This window comes from Pseudomonas sp. (assembly GCF_030696055.1).
Lineage (GTDB): Bacteria > Pseudomonadota > Gammaproteobacteria > Pseudomonadales > Pseudomonadaceae > Aquipseudomonas.
The window spans coordinates 1-19,050 of record NZ_JAUYNP010000185.1 but is presented as its reverse complement, the minus strand read 5'-3'; the positions used below and the strand labels follow the sequence as shown (position 1 = coordinate 19,050).

The 19,050-nt window shown below is 64.5% G+C and carries 20 protein-coding genes; 8 read left to right on the top strand and 12 right to left on the bottom strand.

Annotated features, from left to right (window positions below; genetic code table 11):
• Positions 1–123: 123 nt before the first annotated feature.
• Positions 124–831 (bottom strand): glutathione S-transferase N-terminal domain-containing protein, encoded by a 708-nt coding sequence (locus Q8Q83_RS10975; RefSeq protein ID WP_305623647.1) that lies wholly within the window; start codon positions 829–831, stop codon positions 124–126.
• Between the two features lie 345 nt (positions 832–1,176).
• Here Q8Q83_RS10975 and Q8Q83_RS10970 point away from each other — a divergent pair, with 345 nt between their 5' ends.
• Positions 1,177–3,108, top strand: a complete 1,932-nt coding sequence (locus Q8Q83_RS10970) for an ATP-dependent DNA helicase RecQ (protein WP_305623645.1) — start codon at positions 1,177–1,179, stop codon at positions 3,106–3,108.
• 41 nt (positions 3,109–3,149) lie between these two features.
• Here the strand turns inward: Q8Q83_RS10970 and Q8Q83_RS10965 are convergent, their stop codons facing one another.
• The 6 genes from Q8Q83_RS10965 to Q8Q83_RS10940 form a co-directional block, all read right to left on the bottom strand.
• On the bottom strand, positions 3,150–3,587 hold the full coding sequence (locus Q8Q83_RS10965; RefSeq protein ID WP_305623644.1) for a nucleoside deaminase: 438 nt from the start codon (positions 3,585–3,587) through the stop codon (positions 3,150–3,152).
• A 47-nt stretch (positions 3,588–3,634) separates the two neighbouring features.
• Complete coding sequence (locus Q8Q83_RS10960; RefSeq protein ID WP_305623642.1) at positions 3,635–4,249, bottom strand: ABC-type transport auxiliary lipoprotein family protein; 615 nt, start codon at positions 4,247–4,249, stop codon at positions 3,635–3,637.
• Positions 4,246–5,163, bottom strand: a complete 918-nt coding sequence (locus tag Q8Q83_RS10955) for an MlaD family protein (RefSeq protein WP_305623641.1) — start codon at positions 5,161–5,163, stop codon at positions 4,246–4,248. Before Q8Q83_RS10955 ends, Q8Q83_RS10960 begins: the two co-directional genes overlap by 4 nt.
• Positions 5,164–5,952: an ABC transporter ATP-binding protein gene (locus tag Q8Q83_RS10950; RefSeq protein ID WP_305623640.1), complete on the bottom strand. Its 789-nt coding sequence runs from the start codon at positions 5,950–5,952 to the stop codon at positions 5,164–5,166. It lies immediately after the preceding gene.
• Complete coding sequence (locus Q8Q83_RS10945) at positions 5,949–7,094, bottom strand: ABC transporter permease (protein ID WP_305623639.1); 1,146 nt, start codon at positions 7,092–7,094, stop codon at positions 5,949–5,951. The genes Q8Q83_RS10950 and Q8Q83_RS10945 overlap by 4 nt, the downstream gene beginning before the upstream one ends.
• Before the next feature lie 156 nt (positions 7,095–7,250).
• Positions 7,251–8,177, bottom strand: coding sequence for an exopolyphosphatase (locus tag Q8Q83_RS10940; RefSeq protein ID WP_305623637.1), 927 nt, complete (start codon positions 8,175–8,177; stop codon positions 7,251–7,253).
• A gap of 252 nt (positions 8,178–8,429) precedes the next feature.
• On the opposite strand from Q8Q83_RS10940, the gene Q8Q83_RS10935 reads away from it, so the two are divergent.
• The 4 genes from Q8Q83_RS10935 (at position 8,430) to Q8Q83_RS10920 (ending at position 10,838) form a co-directional block, all read left to right on the top strand.
• A complete protein-coding gene (locus tag Q8Q83_RS10935; protein WP_305623636.1) occupies positions 8,430–8,810 on the top strand; it encodes an MAPEG family protein in 381 nt (126 codons plus the stop codon).
• Positions 8,807–9,268, top strand: a complete 462-nt coding sequence (locus tag Q8Q83_RS10930; protein WP_305623634.1) for a hypothetical protein — start codon at positions 8,807–8,809, stop codon at positions 9,266–9,268. The genes Q8Q83_RS10935 and Q8Q83_RS10930 overlap by 4 nt, the downstream gene beginning before the upstream one ends.
• Before the next feature lie 203 nt (positions 9,269–9,471).
• Positions 9,472–10,338, top strand: coding sequence for a LysR family transcriptional regulator (locus Q8Q83_RS10925; RefSeq protein ID WP_305623632.1), 867 nt, complete (start codon positions 9,472–9,474; stop codon positions 10,336–10,338).
• 158 nt (positions 10,339–10,496) lie between these two features.
• A complete protein-coding gene (locus tag Q8Q83_RS10920; protein ID WP_305623630.1) occupies positions 10,497–10,838 on the top strand; it encodes a cupin domain-containing protein in 342 nt (113 codons plus the stop codon).
• A 295-nt stretch (positions 10,839–11,133) separates the two neighbouring features.
• Here the strand turns inward: Q8Q83_RS10920 and Q8Q83_RS10915 are convergent, their stop codons facing one another.
• A complete protein-coding gene (locus Q8Q83_RS10915; RefSeq protein ID WP_305623628.1) occupies positions 11,134–11,787 on the bottom strand; it encodes a DUF3313 domain-containing protein in 654 nt (217 codons plus the stop codon).
• Positions 11,788–12,060: 273 nt separating this feature from the next.
• Here Q8Q83_RS10915 and Q8Q83_RS10910 point away from each other — a divergent pair, with 273 nt between their 5' ends.
• Complete coding sequence (locus Q8Q83_RS10910; protein WP_305623627.1) at positions 12,061–12,333, top strand: hypothetical protein; 273 nt, start codon at positions 12,061–12,063, stop codon at positions 12,331–12,333.
• 147 nt (positions 12,334–12,480) lie between these two features.
• Here Q8Q83_RS10910 and Q8Q83_RS10905 read toward each other — a convergent pair whose 3' ends face one another.
• From Q8Q83_RS10905 to Q8Q83_RS10895, 3 genes are all read right to left on the bottom strand, one after another.
• On the bottom strand, positions 12,481–13,182 hold the full coding sequence (locus Q8Q83_RS10905; RefSeq protein WP_305623625.1) for an ABC transporter substrate-binding protein: 702 nt from the start codon (positions 13,180–13,182) through the stop codon (positions 12,481–12,483).
• Between the two features lie 693 nt (positions 13,183–13,875).
• Entirely contained in the window at positions 13,876–14,694 is an 819-nt protein-coding gene (locus Q8Q83_RS10900; RefSeq protein ID WP_305623623.1) for a hypothetical protein, read from the bottom strand.
• A gap of 141 nt (positions 14,695–14,835) precedes the next feature.
• A complete protein-coding gene (locus Q8Q83_RS10895; RefSeq protein ID WP_305623621.1) occupies positions 14,836–15,774 on the bottom strand; it encodes a class I SAM-dependent methyltransferase in 939 nt (312 codons plus the stop codon).
• A gap of 183 nt (positions 15,775–15,957) precedes the next feature.
• On the opposite strand from Q8Q83_RS10895, the gene Q8Q83_RS10890 reads away from it, so the two are divergent.
• A complete protein-coding gene (locus Q8Q83_RS10890) occupies positions 15,958–17,481 on the top strand; it encodes an NAD(P)/FAD-dependent oxidoreductase (protein ID WP_305623620.1) in 1,524 nt (507 codons plus the stop codon).
• 191 nt (positions 17,482–17,672) lie between these two features.
• The gene (locus Q8Q83_RS10885) at positions 17,673–17,831 is read left to right on the top strand and encodes a hypothetical protein (protein ID WP_305623618.1); all 159 of its coding nucleotides are present in this window, start codon (positions 17,673–17,675) and stop codon (positions 17,829–17,831) included.
• 375 nt (positions 17,832–18,206) lie between these two features.
• Here the strand turns inward: Q8Q83_RS10885 and Q8Q83_RS10880 are convergent.
• A partial coding sequence (locus tag Q8Q83_RS10880) for a bifunctional diguanylate cyclase/phosphodiesterase (protein ID WP_305623617.1) occupies positions 18,207–19,050 on the bottom strand: 844 nt, incomplete at its 5' end.

Below are 19,050 nucleotides of genomic sequence, written 5' to 3'. Positions count from 1 at the left end.
TTGACTTCAACCAGCGGTGTTCGGTTGAGCCGTGCTAACAAGTCGCTGAACCTCGCTCACTTCGTTCGCTGGACTCGCAAAAGCCACGCTTTTGCTCGCCGGTTAGCTTAATCGTTAGACAGACTAGGTGGGGCGCTTGGGGCTATCGAGACCGCGGATGACCGCCGGGCGCGCCAGAAATGCCGTCAGGGCGCGGCTGACATGGGGGAAGTTGTGGATTTCCACCAGTTCGCCGGCTTCGTAGAAACCGAGCAGGTTGCGCACCCAGGGGAAGGTGGCAATATCGGCGATGCTGTAGCTATCGCCCATGATCCAGGTGCGATCGGCAAGACGTTGGTTCAATACGCCGAGCAGTCGCTTGGACTCGGCGATATAGCGGTCGCGCGGGCGTTTGTCCTCATAGTCCTTGCCGGCGAACTTGCTGAAGAAGCCGAGCTGGCCGAACATCGGACCTATGCCGCCCATCTGCCACATCAGCCATTGCAGGGTCTCATAACGCCCGGCGGGGTCCTGGGGCAGCAATTGCCCGGTCTTCTCGGCCAGGTACAGCAGAATCGCGCCGGACTCGAACAGCGCCAGCGGCCGGCCGCCCGGGCCGTTGGGGTCGAGTATGGCGGGGATCTTGTTGTTCGGGTTGAGCGAGAGAAAGGCCGCCGACAGCTGATCATCGCTGGCGAAATTGACCAGATGGGGCTCATAAGGCAGGCCAAGCTCCTCGAGCATGATCGACACCTTGACCCCGTTGGGCGTGGGCAGTGAATACAGCTGCAAACGCTCCGGGTGAGTGGCGGGCCATTTCTGGGTAATCGGGAAGGCGGAAAGATCGGGCATGGGAAATCCTTAGAAAGGTGGTTGCAGGAACAGCGCGGCGGGTTCCGCTCGAAATTACCGCGAATGCTATACAGGCTGCCAGACGGGATAGGGGTGCCGACAGCTCGGAACCGCTAGCCCGGACGCAAGCCGGGAAGATACCGCAGCGACAAACCGCTCCCGGATTGCATCCGGGCTACGGGTCGATATGCCGTGTCTAGATGCCTACAATGGCTGCCCTGGGAACCTGTCGGAGAATGGCAATTGACTACAGATTGTAGGTTGGCGCTGAGGAACGAAGCCCAACATGCAAAAACCGTATTTCAGGACAGGCTGCTAGCCTCCCGTCATGCAAAGGACTGAACCATGATCCAACACAGCCTCGCCGAGGTCTTCGGTTTCCAGCAACTACGCCCCGGCCAGGATGCCGTGGTCAGTGCGGTGCTGGGCGGGCGTTCGGCGGCGGCGATCTTTCCCACCGGCTCGGGCAAGTCGCTGTGCTACCAGCTGCCGGCCCTGCACCTGCCGTATTTGACCCTGGTGGTCTCGCCCTTGTTGGCGCTGATGCAGGACCAGCTGGCCTTTCTGCATAGCCGCGGCATCAGCGCCGCCAGCATCGACTCGGCGCAGAGCCGCGAGGAGGCCAGCGCGGTGATGGCGCGGGCCAAGGCCGGCGAGCTGAAGATTCTGATGATCTCGGTGGAGCGCCTGAAGAACGAGCGCTTTCGCCACTTTATCGCCCAGGTGCCGATCTCCCTGCTGGTGATCGACGAGGCCCACTGCATCTCCGAATGGGGGCATAACTTCCGCCCGGATTACCTCAAGCTGCCGGACTACCAGCGCCAGTTCGGCATCCCCCAGGTGTTGCTGCTGACCGCCACAGCCACGCCGCCGGTGATCGCCGATATGCAGGCCAAGTTCGCCATAGCCGAGGCGGACGTGGTGACCACCGGCTTCTACCGCGCCAACCTCAATCTGCTGGTGGAGCCGGTCGCAGGCCGAGACAAGCAGCGCCGCCTGCTCGAATGGCTGGGGGCCAAGGCTGGGCAGCCGAGCATCGTCTACGTCACCCAGCAGAAGACCGCCGAGCAGGTGGCCGCCCGCCTCAGCCAGCGCGGCAGCGCCGCCAGCGCCTACCACGCCGGCATGCCGCACGAGGCGCGCGAGGCGATCCAGCGGCAATTTATGGCCGGGCAGATCAACTGCATAGTCGCCACCATCGCCTTCGGCATGGGCATCGACAAGGCGGATATCCGCAATGTGGTGCACTTCGACCTACCCAAGTCCATCGAGAACTACAGCCAGGAGATCGGTCGCGCCGGCCGCGACGGCCAGCCCTCCGACTGCCTGGTGCTGGCCAACCGCGACAGCCTCAACGTGCTGGAGAATTTCGTCTACGGCGACACCCCGGAGCTGGACGGCATCCGCTGCGTGCTGGATGAGCTATTAGCGTCAGGTCCGGGTGGCGAGTGGGAACTGATGCTGAATGCCTTGAGCGAACAGAGCAATATCCGCCAGCTGCCGCTCAAGACCCTGCTGGTGCAGCTTGAACTCAAGGGCATTATCGCCCCGCGCTACGCCTATTTCGCCGAGTATCGCTTCAAATACCTGCTGGAACCCCAGGCGCTGCTGGACAAGTTCGAGGGCGAACGCCGGCAGTTCGTCGAGGCGCTGATCGCCACCGCGCAACGGGCGCGCACCTGGTGCACGGTGGATTTCGACCTGCTCTATCGGCAACACCAGGCCGAACGCGGACGGGTGATCAAGGCCCTGGATTACTTCCAGGAGAAGGGCTGGATAGAGCTGGAAAGCAAGCAGATGACCGAGGTCTACGCGCTGCTCGAACCGCGCTTCGACCCGGCCGCGCTAAGCCAGGAGCTGCACGCCTATTTCAGCCGGCATGAGGCCAGCGAGATTCGACGCATCCACGTCATGCTGGCGTTGTTCGAGAGCCGGCAGTGCCTGAGCCAGCGCCTGGCCGCCTATTTCGGCGATGCCAACGCGCCGCAGCAGTGTGGGCATTGCTCGGTATGCCGCGGGCAAGTCGCCCAGCTGCCCGCGCCGCCGCCCCTGCGCCCCTTGGCCGAACAGGACCTGCCCCGCCTGGCCGGCAGCTTGCTGCACAAGCACCAGGAGCTGAAGGGCTGCGCGCCCAGCAGCGAATGCCTGACGCGCTTTCTCTGCGGCATCGGCGTGCCGCTATTTACCAAGTTGAAAGCCCGGCAGCTGGCCGGCTTTGCCGCGCTGGAAGACTACCCCTATGCCGAGGTACGCAGCTGGGTCGAAGCACAGTCGTAGGCTGGACATGGCGCAGCCTTGTCCACCGCTCGGGTGGCGGGCTATTCGCCGATATCCTCGTTCCATAGCTTGGGCTGCTTGGCGATAAAGTCGCGCATCAGCTGCAGGCATTCGGTGTTCTGCAGCACCTCGAGGTTGACCCCGCGCTGTCGCAGCAGCGCTTCTTCGCCGAGGAATGTCTGGTTTTCCCCTATGACCACTGTGGGGATGCCGTATAGCAGTATCGCTCCGCTGCACATGGCGCAGGGCGAGAGGGTGGTATAGAGCACAGACTCGCGGTAGACCTGCGCCGTCTGGCGGCCGGCGTTCTCCAGGGCGTCCATCTCGCCATGACGAATGGCGCTGCCCTGCTGCACCCGACGGTTATGCCCGCGGCCGAGAATGCGGCCGTTATGCACCAGCACCGAGCCTATGGGGATGCCGCCTTCGGCCAGGCCAAGGCGGGCTTCTGCGATGGCGGCTTGCATAAATTTGTCCATGGACGCTGCTCCTCTCGCTGCTAAGGGAATGCGGACGGTCAGGGGGGTTATTGCTGTCGCGCCGCCTGGCCCTGACTTAGGGTCCAGTCCAGCAGTTCGCGGGCCAGTTGGTCGCCGGCCTGGCCGAAGGCCTTGACCACCGCGCCGACCGAACTGTCGCTGGCCGCCTGGCTGACGGCGAAGCGCCGGCTGGCGATGATGCGCAGGCTGGCACTGTGCACCAGACGGGCCTCCAGGAGGATGCGCGCGCTGGGGCGGCCGTCGTGGTATTCACTGTGGAAGGCGCGCAGGTCGCCGTCCAGCTCCAGGTCGGCCTGCAGGCGGCTCTCGTCGCTGCTCACCGCCGCGATCCGGCCATCATCGATAAAGGCCGCGAGCAGGCGGTCGCGCAGCAGCGCGGGGGCGCGGTCGCTCCAGCGCACGCCCTGGTAGGCGCTGATCTGGTCGCCCGGCGGCAACACGGCGATCCGCGTGCTGTCGAGCAGCGGGTTGCTGTAGGGTTTATTCACCCGCAGCGACCAGGCGCTGCGCGGGCTGGTGTGCGCGGGCAGGGCGCTGGCCGGCAGACGGTAGATACTGAGCGCCTCGCTGGGCGGCAGGATCGAGCAGGCGCCGAGCAGGCCGGCCAGCAGCAGGGCGGCGAGGGGGCGTAGCCGGCTCATGGTTGGAACTCCTTGATGCCGTCGCTGCGCAGCAGGTAGCCGGCCGGGTCTTGCTCCAGACGTTGGGAAAACGCGCGCAGGGCGCTGAGGCTTTCGCGCAGCTCGACTAGGGGCGGGCCGATCTCGCCGAGGCCCTGCATGCCGCCGTCGAGGCTCGCGCGATTGTCTGTGAGCAGGCGTTCGAGGGTGGCACTGCTGCGCTCCAGCGAGGCCAGCAGGCGCTTGGCGCTACCGAGCGCCTCGCGGCCCTGGCCGCCGAGCAGGCTATTGGCATTGCGCATCAAGGTGGCGGCTTCCTGGCTGGCGCTGCTCATCTGCTGCAGCGCCTGGCGCAGTTCGTCGCGTTGCTCGGCCAGGCCGGCGCTGGTCTGTTCGATATGCGCCAGGGTGCGCGCGATGCGCCCGAGGTTTTCCTCGGAGAGCAGCTGGTTGGCGCGGTCGAGCAGGCGGGTGATGCCGATCACCAGGTCCTCGCTATTGGCCATCAGGCGCGACAAGGGCGAGGGGTCGGCGATAATTTCCGCGTGCTTATCGTCCTGGCTTTTCAGCAACGGGCTCTGCGGCGTGCCGCTGTACAGCTGGATCAGCGTCGTCCCGGTAATCCCGGTGATCGACAGGCGCGCGCGGGTGTCCTGCTTGATCGGCGCGGTGGCCACCACGCGGATATGCGCGCGCACCCGGCGCGGGTCCCCGGGGTCGAGGTCGAGGCTGACCACGTCGCCCACCTTGATCCCGCTGTACTGCACCGCGCTGCCCTGGGACAGGCCGCTGACCGCCTCGGTGAAGATCACGTCGTAGTCGTTGAATTCGCGCTCCGAGCTGGCTTTGCTCAGCCACAGGGCAAAGCCCAGGGCGGCGCCGAGCAGCAGCACGCTGAACAGGCCGATCAGCACATGATGGGCTCGCGGTTCCATTCAGGCTCTCCCTGGCGCGCGCTGGGCGGCCTGTGCGGCGGCGCGGCCACGCGGGCCGTGAAAATATTCGACAATCCAGGGGTGGTCGGTGGCCGCCACCACCTCCAGGCGGTCGGCCACCAGCACGCGCTGTTGCGCCAGCACCCCCACCCGGTCGCAGATGCAGTAGAGGGTATCCAGGTCGTGGGTGACCAGAAGCACGCTGAGGCCCAGGGCGTCGCGCAGGGTCAGGATCAGCTGGTCGAAGGCCGCCGCGGCAATCGGGTCGAGGCCGGCGGTGGGCTCGTCGAGAAACAGTATCTCCGGCTCCAGGGCCAGGGCCCGCGCCAGGGCCGCGCGCTTGATCATGCCGCCGGACACTGCGTTCGGGTACTGGGTGCCGGCCTCGCGCGGCAGGCCGACCAGGGCCAGCTTGACCAGGGCCAGGCGCTCGGCGCTGGCGCGGTCGAGGCCGGCGTGTTCGATCAGCGGCAGGGCGATATTCTCGATCAGGCTCAGCGAGGAAAACAGCGCGCCACGCTGATAGAGCACGCCGCAGCGCCGTTCCAGCTGTGAGCGGCGCTCGGGAGGCAAGGCCAGCAGTTCCTCGCCGAACACCCGCACGCTGCCCGCATTGGCCCGGCGCAGGCCGAGAATGCTGCGCAGCAGCACCGACTTGCCGCTGCCCGAGACGCCGACCACGCCCAGCACCTCGCCGCGGTAGAGGTCGAGGTTGAGGCCCTGGTGCACGATCTGCGCGCCGAAGCGGTTGACCAGCTCGCGCACCTCGATAAGCGTCGCGCCGCTCACCAGCCCATCTCCATCAGAAACAGCGCCGCCAGCGCGTCCAGCACTATCACCACGAAGATCGACTGGACCACGCTGGAGGTGGTGCGCTCGCCCACCGACTGCGCGCTGTTGCTGACCTTGAAGCCCTCCAGGCAGCCGATCACGGCGATCAGAAAGGCGAACAGCGGGGCTTTGCCGATGCCCACCAGGAAGTGCTTGAGGGCGATATTTTCCTGCAGCAGCGCGAGGAACATGGCCGGTGGAATATCCAGGCTGAGGGCGCAGACTACGGCGCCGCCGAGGATGCCGCTGAGCATGGCGATAAAGCTCAGCAGCGGCAGGGCGATCAGCAGGGCGAACACCCGCGGCAACACCAGCAGTTCCAGCGGGTCGAGGCCCAGGGTGCGCAGCGCATCGATCTCCTCGTTGGTCTTCATCGAGCCGAGCTGCGCGGTGAAGGCGCTGGCCGTGCGTCCTGCTATCAGGATGGCGGTGAGCAGCACGCCGAACTCACGCAGAAAGGAGAAGGCCACCAGGTCGACCGTGTAAATGCTCGCGCCGAAGTCGGCCAGTATGGTCGCGCCGAGAAAGGCCACCACGGCGCCGACCAGAAAGGTCAGCAGGGCCACTATGGGCACCGCGTTAAGCCCGCATTGCTCCAAGTGATAGACCAGCGAGGTGATGCGCCAGCGGGCGGGGCGCAGGGAGATCTTCAGCATGGCGCTCAGGCACAGGCCGATAAAACCCAGCAGCGCCAGGCATTGCCGATAGAGCGCCTCCAGCGTCTGGCCGATATGCCCGAGCAGCTCGCGCCAGGTCGCCACCCGCCTGGCCGGCAGCGGCTCGGCGGAGTCGCGCAGGGCCGCGCCCACCGCCTGCAACAGCGCGCGGCGCTCGGCGGTCAGCTCCGGGGTCGTGGCCGCCAGCTCGGCCAGGCGTTGCTGGCCGAGCAGTTCCACCAGCAACGCCGCGCCGGCGGTATCCAGCGCGCCCAGGGCCTGCAGGTCGATAGTCGCCGCGGCGCTCAGCTGGCCGCGCAGGTCCAGCACCTGAGATTGCAAGCGGGCGTAGTGCACCAGGGTCCAGTCACCGCCGATGCGCAGGCCCGCCGGCGCATCCGTGCGGCTGGCTTCTTGTGCGGTGATATAGGGGGCTGTACTCATGACGGACAGCTTAGTCCGCAAGGGGCATGCGCGCCCGGGCGGCAATAGACCCAGGCTTGGTTGAGGCGAGTAGGGCGGACATGGCGCCGCCTGGTCCACCATTAAGCTTTAGCCGACGGACAAGCCCGCGGCCTGTCCGTCCTGGCGGGGCCCTGCTTAACCGTCGGCGCTGATCTCGGCAATCAGCTCCAGCAGCGCGGCTTCGGCATCCTCATTGGGCAGCTGGCAGGTGCCGGCATTGGCGTGGCCGCCGCCGTTGTAGCTCAGGCACAGTTCGCCGACATTGGTGGTGGAGCTGCGGTCGAGGATCGACTTGCCGATGGCGAACACGGTGTTCTGTTTTTTGACCCCCCACAGCACATGGATGGAGATGTTGCACTGCGGGTAGAGCGCGTAGATGACGAAGCGGTTGACCGCGTAGATGGTCTCCTCGTCGCGCAAATCCAGCACCACCAGGTTGCTGTAGACGGTGGCGCAGCGCTGGATCTGCGCCTTGGCGGCCTGGTGATGCTCCTGATAGAGCGCCACGCGCTCCTCGACATCCGGCAGCTGGAGGATTTCATCGATGCCGTGGGTCTGGCAGAAGTCGATCAGCTGCATCATCAGCTGGTAGTTGGCGATGCGGAAATCGCGGAAGCGCCCCAGGCCGGTGCGCGCATCCATGATAAAGCTGAGCAGCTCCCAGCCCTGGGGCTCGAGTATCTCGTCGCGGCTGAACTGCGCGGCATCGGCCTTATCCACCGCCGCCATCATCTCGTCCCACTCGCGGGGGAAGGCCTCATGTCCGCCGTAATGCTTCCACACCACCCGCGCCGCCGAGGGCGCATCGGCGTCGATAAGGTGATTGCTCGCCGGCTGATTGCGGAGGGTTTCGCTCAGGTGGTGGTCGAAGGCCAGGTAGCAGCCGGCCACATAGGGCAGGTTGGTGGTGATGTCGTTGCTGCTGATCGCCACCTTGCCGTCCTGCATGTCCTTGGGGTGGACGAACAGGATGTCGTCGATCAGGTTGAGGTGTTTGAGCAGTGCGGCGCACACCAGGCCGTCGAAATCACTGCGGGTTACCAGGCGGTAAAGGGTCGACATAAGGCATCTCCGGATCGGGCAGGCGGCGGGAAGAGCGAACAGGCCTAGTTCAAAGTAGCACGCAGATTGGCCCTCGGCCGGGACACTCGGCGGCGGCTGTCGCGCCAGGGCCTGAGCCCTTGTTGCGGCGGCTTGCAGGGCTTGTGGGATAACCCCAGGGAATCGCCAGGATAAGCAGCCGTGCTTTTACTTGGCGGCAGCGCCTGCTTAGCCTTGGCGGGTGTTTCAGTCACTCTGCGAAGGAGGTTTGGCATGCTCTATAGCGTTCCCGCTGCCGGTCTGTTGGCCTTGCTGCTGATCGGCCTGTCCCTGAATGTCTCGCGCCAGCGCTTGCGCCATAGGGTGAGTTTTGGCGATGCCGGTAACCCGGCTCTGACCGCCGCCATCCGCGCCCATGGCAACAGCCTGGAGCAGGCGCTGCTGTTTATCAGCCTGCTGTATTTGCTGGAAAGCGCTGGCGGGGAGGCGGCCTGGGTGATCGGCCTGGCGGCGGCCTTTATCGGGTTGCGCCTGTTGTACTGCGTCGCCCTGTTCGGCCACCATCTGCGGCTGCGCCAGCTCAGCCATGGCCTGACCATGCTGGTGCTGCTGGTGACCAGCGTGCTGCTCGTGCAGGGAGGCCTGCGGTCATGAGCACTGACGAGCAGAAGATTGCCCTCTACCAACGGGTCAACGGCTTTACCGGGCCCCTGGCGCGCAGCCGCTGGCATTGGCGTACGCGCTGGATCGCCCGCCTGCTCGCGCAGTGGACCTGGTGGCGCAACCAGGGGCACACCCAGCACGACGTACGGGCGATGGCCGAGGAGTGGCGGCGCCTGTTCGGCCTGCCGCGCTTCTGGCAGATCGAGCGCGTGGCGGATGAGGTCGCCTATTGCACCATCCACTTTCCCTGCTCGCTGGAGGGCAGCGGCGACGTGGCGGCCTGTCAGCGTCTGATGGAGTACGACCGCGCCCTGCTGGGCAAGATCGGCGGGCAACTGCGGGTGCTCGAATCGCGCGCCGACCCGCGGGTGCGCGGCGCCTGCAAGGTCGCCATCCACCGTCGCGACGAGGCGCATCCCGAGCTGATCCCGGCGCGCCGGCTGGACTGAACCAGCGGCTGCGGTGAAGATGGCGCCTGGCAGGCCGTTGAAAAACTACTGCGCTCGGCTATGCGGCGTTGAAATCGCCCTCGGAATGCTCATGTACAACTCGTACACTCCGCTTCCTTGGCCGATTTCGCCTTGCCTAGCCGTCGCTCGCTACATTTTTCAACGGCCTGCTAGCCGTCCGCCAGGGCAAGGGAGTCAGCAACGTGCGTCTGGAGATCAAACACCTGCGCCTGGTGCGCAGCATCAGCGAAACCGCCAACCTCACTCGCGCCGCCGAGTTGCTGTTTATCTCGCAGCCGGCGCTGAGCAAGCAGTTGGCCGAGCTGGAGAGCCGCCTCGGCTTCGCCCTGTTCTACCGCACCCGCAAGGCCATGTTGCCGACCGAGGCGGGGCAGGCCTTCAACAGCCATGCGCAGCGCATTCTCGGTGATGTGGCGGTGCTCGAGGATTACCTGGCGCGCTACGGCAAGGGCGATGCCGGTCGCCTGCGCCTGGGCATCGACCGCCTGCACCGCGCCGACTGGCTGCCCGGCTGGTTGCAGCAGATGCGTCAGCGCTTTCCCCATGTGCAGGTGCAGGTCAAGCAGGTGCCCGATCTGCTGCTGAGCCTGCGCCAGAAGGAATGCGACCTGGCCATAGTCGGCGAGGTCAGCGCGGCCGCGGAAATCGATTTCCAGCCCTTGCGCCCGGACGAAATGGTGCTGATTACCCCGCCCGCACACCCTCTGGCCAGCCTGCCCTGGCTGGAGGTGGCCGACCTGGCCGGAGTCGATCTGCTCTACCACTTCGAGCTGGAACAGTCCTATCTGTATCGGCGCTACCTCTATCCGCAGCAGATCCAGCTGGGTTCGCTGCAGCCTATTCAGGATGTGCCGGCCATCATCGCCCTGGTGCGCGCCGGCGTCGGCGTGAGCCTGCTGCCGCGGCGGCTGCTGGATGGCGACGAGCAGGGCCTCAAGGTACTGGCCATCGGTGAGCAGGGCTTTCATTTCAACTGGTATGTGGCGGTGGATCGGGGGGATCAGCAAGGCGTGTTGCGCCAGGCCTTGCAGCTGTTGCAGGGGCTTTGAGCGGCGCCCGGGCGGCGGCACGGCCTGGGCTGTTGTTATTGAGTTTTCGGTCGGTTGGCTGCGTTTCCAGATAGCTGGAGGTCGAGCCCAGGACAGTGGGGCGCCGCCCTGGCGGCTTAGGCTGGCCGCTGCTGTTTCTTGCCACTTCTGGAGTCACCATGCCGCCTATCACCGTACTGCGCGACACCCACCCGCTGCCGCTGCTCGATGCCTGCAAATGGACCAAGCTCGCCGGCGATCCGCATACCGTCAACCTCAATGCCTACACCTCGGAGGACGGCAGCAAGATCATGGGCACCTGGATCTGCACCCCCGGCAAATGGCAGGTGGCCTACGAGAAATGGGAGTACTGCCACTTCCAGGAGGGCTACTGCATCATCACTCCAGAAGGTCAGGCGCCCATCCACCTGCGCGCCGGCGATATCTTTATCGTCGAGCCGGGAATGAAGGGCACCTGGGAAGTGCTGGAGACCGTGCGCAAGTACTTTGTCTTCGCCTGAGTAAGGCCGGGGCGCGCTGATTCGTAGGGTTAGGCCGCGCCCGCTCCCGGCGGGCTTGCGGCATTCACCCCATCCATGGGGATTGCGCGTGACCACGGGCTATCTGCTGATGCGTAGTCAGTTGCGCCGTAACCCACCAGAGGGGGCAGGCCGATCACCGCTTGGTGGGTTACATGGCGCACAGCTTTTGTTTGTGGGTTAGTGGCGCAGTTGTTTTGCCAACCAGCCTCTGCGCCACCCACCCTACAAAAGCTGCGGGCAACAGGTAATTGGGACCTAGCCTTAGAAAGGTCGGTCAGGGCTTGAACAGGCGTGCATCCTTGGCCCATATATCCAGCGCCGGCTTGATGTCCTTGAGGCTCAGTTGGCTGCTGTCGTTTTCCAGTTGCAGGCCATGGCCTTTGCGCACCACCCGCGCCATCGGCTGGCTGTTGCCGCCATCTATGGCTTCCAGCTCGACGTAGATCTCGCTGTTCAGGTCGCGGGTGCCCGCGGCCGTGCTGGCCGCCGCCGCGACCAGGGCAATCGGCAGCACCTCGTAGACCTGCAGGCCTTCCGCCGAGAGGCTGACGGCACTGATGGCCGAGCGCAGCACCAGGGTGTCCTGGTCCGGGTGCTGGACGATGCGCAGGCGCCCCGCCAGCTCGCGTTGCATGGCTTGTTGCAGGTAGTTGGCGATTTCATCCAGGGTCTGCTGGCTGACCTGCGCATTGGGCTGCGGGGCGGGGTAGAACAGCGGCTTCTCCACCAGCACCGAGGTATAACGTTGCAGGTTCAGGTCCGGCGAGATCCAGCGCATCACCGGTGCGCCGCTGGCCGATTGCGCCGGTTGCAGCTGCGAGTAATCGCTGAGAAATCCCGAGTACTGCGCGGGTTGAGTGGTATCGCTGGCGCATCCAGCCAGCAGCAGCGTGGCCGACAAGCCGAAGGCAAGGGTTCTGAGAGTCATACAGGCGCATCCCTGTTCAGTTGGGGGTGGCTTAACTCTAGACGAGCCCGCCCTTGCCCGAGGGTTTCCGGGGCCACGGCGTTCCAGGATACGCGGGGCTTGCTTCAACCAGGGTGCTGGGTTAAATCGCGCCGGGCAGCACTCGCGAAAGGATCTCGCCCATGCACAACAGACTCGTCATCGCCGCGTCATTTCTGCTGTTGCTCTGTTACACCGCGGCATGCTTTGCTGCTCCACCTCGATTGTAATGGCGCTTGGCAAGGACGGCCGACCATGGGTTCTAAAGAACAGCAACTCACCGAACTGCTTACGCTCACCTCGCGCAGCATCACCCACCTGACGGCGTCAATGACCTCGTTATCTTTCGACCTGCTGCGCAGCCACGACCCGGATGTGCGCAGCGCCGGGTCGAAGATGATCGCCCGCATGGAAGCCGTGAGTAAGGAGCTGGATCGGCAGTGGCGGCTGATCAGCGAATTGACCGGGGTGCAGCCCCCCGAGCGGATCGATGCGGTGGAAGAGGTTCAGCTGGAGTCGGTGATCTAGCCGTTCGCGACTAGCCGATCATCCCGCGAAGCTCTGCGGGGGCAGGTTACCGCTGCGATATCTTGCTGGTCTTGGCCGCGATACCCAGCAGCCCCGCGCACCGTGCGGGTCTCGATTAGCCTCTCGCCGTTCCGATCCGCACAGCGGCTAGTTGTGCCGATTATTCTGGATGATCCGCTCGATGCTGCCGCTTTCGTGCATTTCACGGATGGTCTGGTCGAACTTCGGCAGAATGCCGACGTAGGGCGAATTCTTGTTGATCATCAGGGTGAAGCTCATCGAATCGAAGATTTCCGGCAGCACCGTCAGCTTCCCCTCCAACCCAAGGTCGCGGATGAGCTTCAGGCCCACTTCGATGGCGCCCATGCTCAGATCGCAGTGGTCGTGCAGCAACTGGTCCATAACGATTCGGTTGTTGCGGAACCAGGTCACCTGGATCTGGTTGCTGTCGTACAGTCGCTTGGCCCAGCCGTTACCGTAGATATCGCAGACCCGGAACGGGGCGAACTCGCCAACCTCGCGCACTTTAAGCAGCGCGGCGTACTGCGGCGAAGCGGGGGTGACGAAGGCGCGCATCTCCACCACAAAGGCGGTTGCCGTGGACGAAACCGAGTAGCTCAGCCGCTCCGGTGTCGGCACCGTGATGAACGCATCCTGAGTGCCCTGCTGGACATTCAGCTGCACACGGTTCCAGGGGTAGCTGTAGTGCTCCACCTTGAGCCCCATACGGCGCACCAGCGCCTCCTCCAGCACATCGACCAGGATGCCGTGGGCTTTGTCGTCGCTGCCCAGATAGCTATAGGGATTCCAATCGTCGTTGTAGGCGATACGCAGCGGCTGGGAGAACAATGGCCCCTCTGCAGCGGAAGCCGGAAGCCCAAGCAGGACGGAAAACACCAGCAGAAGCAGCAGGCCTACCCTCAGGCATTTCATGTTGGCAACCCAGTTGGCGTATGTTGAATTTATAACCCATATTTAACGATTTGCCGTTGTATTCGGGCGTGTTTGCCGTGATCTGCAGTCTGAGAAAAGCCTGTGGCGGAAGGCGGTGATACCCAGGCGGTTGCTGGCTTGGCGCTGCCTATACGGCGTTATTGGGGCGTATGGGCGGGGAGATTGCGCGCCTGGTGTTGTGGTGCTGAGTCGCTGGTTAAGTGCCGTCTGCGGGTTCGATGAATGAGTATCGCGGCGCTCGACCGCCTCCAACGGGTGTCGCCTTGCCCTTCCAGCAATCGGCCAAACAATAGGGCTGCCAATACAGTCAGGAGTCCGAGTGCTGCGTTTTTCGGGCAACAAAAAACCCGCCGAAGCGGGTTTTTTCCTGACCATCCCAACATCCTATTGGCAGCCACCTTGGCTATGGTCGATCGTCCTTGATCCCGAGGCCGTCCTGGCGCTCGGTGGATGTAGTTAGGTTAGGTGCGCGAGCCAATTGGCGACAGGGCGAAATACCGTTGATCCTTGTAGGATATTCGCCATAGCTACCTGCTGAGCGCCTGTTGGGCTGGAGCCACAAGCAAAGAGAACCCGCAATAAATCCCCTTACCCCATCGGACTAAACCCATTCCCCGCACTGCAATACCGCTGTTCCATTCGCCTACTTAAATCCCGCCTATCACTGTCCCAGCGCTGTTCCCAGCGGCGACACTCCAGCTTGAAATACTGCTTGGCTGCCTTGCGGCATTCCCGATAATCGATCGAACCGCGTCGGTGGTTGGCGCAGACGCTGCTGCTGTCGATGCGGTTATCCACGGCCTGCCATTGGGCGAGGAACTGGCCGTTGCCGTCCCACTTGCGAATCCATTGGCTGCTGACCTCGGGCTCAGCGCTGTGCCGCGCTGGCGCATTGTTGCGCTTGGCCTGCTCGGCCTGGTATTGCGCCAGATAGTCCGCCGACACCATGCCCTGGGTGGGCGCCGCTTGAGCGCGGGGGAGTTCGCCGTAGCGGCAACTGACCACGCTTTCGTCGATCAGGTTGCCGGGCTTGATGCAGTCATCCAGCCGCTGCGGCGGGCTCAGCGGGGCGCTGCTCAGGTTGCTGGGTTGAATGGGGTCGAGTTGCTCCGGAATGCGCTGCGCATCGGCAGGCGGCTGCATCTGCAGAGGCTGGAGTGCAGTGACGGCTGGGGCGGGGTTAAGCAGGCCGGCGACTTTGTGTTCGAGCAGGCGGATCAGGCCGCTCTGCTGGCCGAACTGGTAGAGGCCGAGGGCGATAATGGCGAGGGCGCTGTAGACCAGGGCAAAGCGCCTAAAGGCGCTGCGTTTGGGCCGTGGTTTGGGCTGCAGCCAGGCGGGCGCGTCGTTCCAGTCGGCGTTGAGCTGCTCGCTGCGCGTGTTGTGTTGCCCATCCTGTTGGCTCATGGCGTCCCTACCTGTCCCGCTGCGCCTGTGGCTGAGGGCCGTACAGCGTCTGTGCGGCCGTTCACATTTGCTTGGAGGTTAACCCGCACAAGCGGCCGTTGGCCAGTATTGGCCGGGCAATGGACGAGGCGCAGGCGGGCGTCAGCCCTGGCGAAACACCAGTGCCTTGAGCGCGCTGTCCGGGTCGATGTCGGCAAACTCCGGTGGGTTGGCCAGGCGCTCGACAAAGCGCAGCCCTGGCGCGGCGTCGGCCATGGCCTGGAGCAGGTAGTCGGGGCCGATTTCCGGGTCGTTGACGCAGGCCAGCACGCTGCCGTGTTCGGTTAGCAATTGCGGCAGGCGGCGCAGGACTTTCGGGTAGTCCTTGCTCAGCACGAAGCTGCCGCGCTGGAAGGAGGGCGGGTCGATGATGATCAGGTCATAGGGGCCGAGCTTGCTCAGCTTGCCCCAGGACTTGAACAGGTCGTGGCCGAGAAAGCTGACCCGGCTCAGGTCGTGCTGGTTGAGCCGATGATTGTCGCGGCCACGGGTCAGGGCGGCCCTGGCCATATCCAGGTTGACCACCTGGCTGGCGCCGCCGGCAATGGCGGCCACCGAGAAGCCGCAGGTGTAGGCGAACAGGTTGAGCACCCGTTTGCCCTGGGCCTGGGCCTGCACCCATTGGCGGCCGTAACGCATGTCGAGGAACAGCCCGCTGTTCTGCTTGGTGCCCAGGTCCAGCAGGTAGTGCAGGCCGTGTTCGCAGATGGGCCATTGTTCCCGCGGCTCGCCGAGCAGCCATTGGCTGGGGCTGTCCGCCAGGTAGCGCTGTTGCAGCAGCAGGCCGTGGGCCTGGCTGTGGTGCCAGGCGGCGGATTGGCCGAGGCTCAGCAGCATCTGTTTAAGCGCGGCCAGTTCAGCGTCCGCGGGCTGCTTGAACAACGCCACCAGCAGCACGCCTTGCAGCCAGTCCGCGCTGAGCTGCTCCAGCCCCGGCCAGCAGCGCCCGCGGCCGTGGAGCAGGCGGCGGGTTTCGGCCGGGGCGGCATTCAGGGCGTCGAGCAGATGGGCGTGCAGGGTGGCGAGGGCGGCGGAATTCATGGGCGTTCTAGGGGCGTGGCGGGGCGCACAGTTTAAACCCACTCTAAGCTGCAGCTGTCGGTTTGTGCGTTAGGGGTAATGCCTGGGCATAAGTCGGGCCGGCGCCGTACTAATGGTTGGCTGACAAGCCTGGCGTCTAAGCTGAATCTGGCGAGCAGCATATTGGAGAGGGAGAGGAATCCCATGTCGGTGGAACATCTGGATGTCTTGATCATCGGGGCCGGCCTGTCCGGCGTCGGCGCGGCTTATCACCTGCGAAAGCAGTGCCCGGACAAGGCGTTCGCGATTCTCGAAGGGCGCGCGGCGCTGGGCGGCACCTGGGATCTGTTCCGCTATCCGGGCGTCCGTTCCGACTCGGACATGTTCACCCTCGGCTACAACTGCAAACCCTGGAGCAATCCGCTGGCGATTGCCGACGGTCCGTCGATCCTCAGCTATATCGAGGAGACCGCGCGCGAGCATGGCATAGACCGCAAGATCCGCTACCAGCATCGGGTGCTCAAGGCCGACTGGTGCAGCGCCACGGCGCGCTGGACCCTGCAGGTGCAACGCGGCGACGAGCCCGAGCCGCTCCAGCTGAGTTGCAACCAGTTGCTGCTGTGCACCGGCTATTACCGTTACGAAGCTGGCTATACCCCGCAGTTCAAGGGCCGCGAGCAGTTCCAGGGCGAATTTATCCACCCCCAGCAGTGGCCGGAGAACTTCGATTACAGCGGCAAGACGGTGGTGGTGATCGGCAGCGGGGCCACGGCGGTGACCCTGGTGCCGGCGCTGACCGACAAGGCCAAGCACGTGACCATGCTGCAGCGCTCGCCGAGCTATGTGCTGAGCCTGCCGCAGGGCGATCCGTTCTCCACCTGGCTGCGGCGTTTCCTTCCGGAAACCTGGGTCTATCGTTTGGCGCGCACGCGCAATGTGGCGCTGCAACTGGGCTTCTACAAACTGGCCAAGGCCTGGCCGAATCTGGTGCGCAAGCTGCTGCTCGGCCTGGCCAGGCGCCAGCTGGGGGCGGATTTCGATATGCGCCACTTCAGCCCGCGCTACCAGCCTTGGGATCAGCGGGTCTGTGTGGTGCCCGATGGCGACTTGTTCAAGGTGCTGCGTGCAGGCAAGGCCTCGGTGGTGACCGAGCATATCGACGGCTTTACCGCCCAGGGCATTCGCCTGAAGTCCGGTCGGGTGCTGCCGGCCGAGGTGATCATCAGCGCCACCGGCCTGGAGCTGCAGCTGTTCGGCGGCATGCAGGTGGCGGTGGATGGCGTGCCGTTCGATGCGGCCAAGAGCATGGGCTATCGCGGCATCATGCTGCGCGACCTGCCCAACGCCGCGGTGGTGCTGGGCTACACCAACGCCAGCTGGACGCTCAAGGCCGACCTGTCCAGCGAATACTTCTGCCGCCTGATCCAGCATATGGACGCCATCGGCATGCGTCAGTGCACCCCGCGCGATGTGCGGCGCGAGGTCAAGGACGCGCCTTTTCTCGATCTGGCTTCCGGCTATATCCAGCGCGCCGCCGACAAGCTTCCCAAGCAGGGGGATCGCGCGCCCTGGAAGCTGTATCAGAACTACCTGCTGGATTTGGCGCTGCTGCGCTACGGCAAGGTCGAGGATGGCTACCTGGAATTCAGCTCGCCCCAGGGCAATGCGGGGGCCGAGGTTGCCGGCGCCGCCCTCGACAATGGCTTCGATGTAAGCCAAACGCCATAGGCGTTTGACGCATATCGGCTACGGCGCGCTGGCCCATTGCCGCTTTCCTGGCCAGTAAAGGGCCACTATGCTTTGCGAGCTGGGTCACGGAGCAACCGTGTCGCCCGGCACGCTTGCGCGTGCAGCCTGCATTTTATTGGCATACAGAAAGGATCTCGATTTTGCTATTAGCGAACAGAAAGAACGCTGCCGTGGAAGAGCAACGCTACCTTCCCGCGTTGCGTGCGCATATCGATCAGCTACTCAGCCAGGGCTGGGTCATCGCCGCCCGTAACCCGCTCAAATTGCAGCTCGGCCGCAAGACCTGCCTGGTCAGGCATGGCATGCTGATCAGCGACAACCTGTTCTAAGAACCTGCCTCGGATCTGCTGCGCGTCGGCCCCTCTCGATAAAAGAAAGGGGCGTTAAAAACAGCCTCGGCAAGCCGCTTGCGGCTAACGCGCTTTAGCGCGGCCCGAAGGGCGAGTGAAACGAGTCATGCTCATTTACAACTCGTAAACTCCGCTTGATTCGCTGCGCTCACCCTGCGGGCCAGCCGTTGGCTGTTACTCCGCTACGCTGCGTTTCTCGGCTGTTTTGACCAGCCGAAGGCTGTTACTAACGTAGCGCCTTGTCTCGCTCTAGCTCGCGAGATCCGGAACAGGTTCTAAGTCGTTCACGCGCCAATCTCCAAGGGGCCGCAGTCCAGTACTGCGGCCCCTTTTTGCTTTGGGCAATGCCGGGGCTTACTCGCTGTGGCGCGGCAGCGTCCAATGGGTGTTGGCCAGCCAGTCGGCAAAGGCCGCCGGTGGCAGCGGCTTGCTGAGCAGGTAGCCCTGGGCGATATCGCAGCCGAGCTCGTCCAGACGTTGCAGCACGATCTCGGTTTCCACCCCTTCGGCGACTATCTTGAGGTTCATGTTGTGCCCCAGCTCGATGGTCGAGCGCACTATGATGTCGTCGTCGGGGTTGCTCAGCAGGTCCCGGACGAAGGACTGGTCGATCTTCAGCTCATGCACCGGCAGGCGCTTGAGTTGGGCCATGCTCGAGTAGCCGGTGCCGTAGTCGTCGATCGACAGCTGCACGCCCAGCTCGCACAGCTGCTGCAGTTGGCCCATGGCCAGTTCGGGGTCGGCCATCACCGCGCTTTCGGTGATCTCCACTATCAGGCTGCCCGGCGCGACCCCCTGTTCAATCAGTTGCGCGGCGATAAAGCCGGCAAAGTCGGGGTCGGCCAGGTCCAGGGCGGAGACGTTGAGCGCGGTCTTCAGGTCCAGGCCCTGGTCCTGCCAGGCGCGGCTCTGCGCCACGGCGGCGCGCACCACCCAGCGGGTCAGGGCGCAGACGTTACCGGTCTGCTCGGCCAGGGGAATAAACTCATCCGGCGGAATAAAGCCGTGCACCGGGTGAATCCAGCGCACCAGGCATTCCACGCCGTACAGGCTGCGCGCGCGGATATTCAGCTTGGGTTGGAAGTACAGGCTGAGCTGGCCGTCTTCCACCGCGCCTTTCAGTTCGCTCATCAACGCCAGGCGCAACAGACTGTGGCGGTCCAGCTCCGGGCGGTAGAGGGCGTAGGGCGAGCGCTGC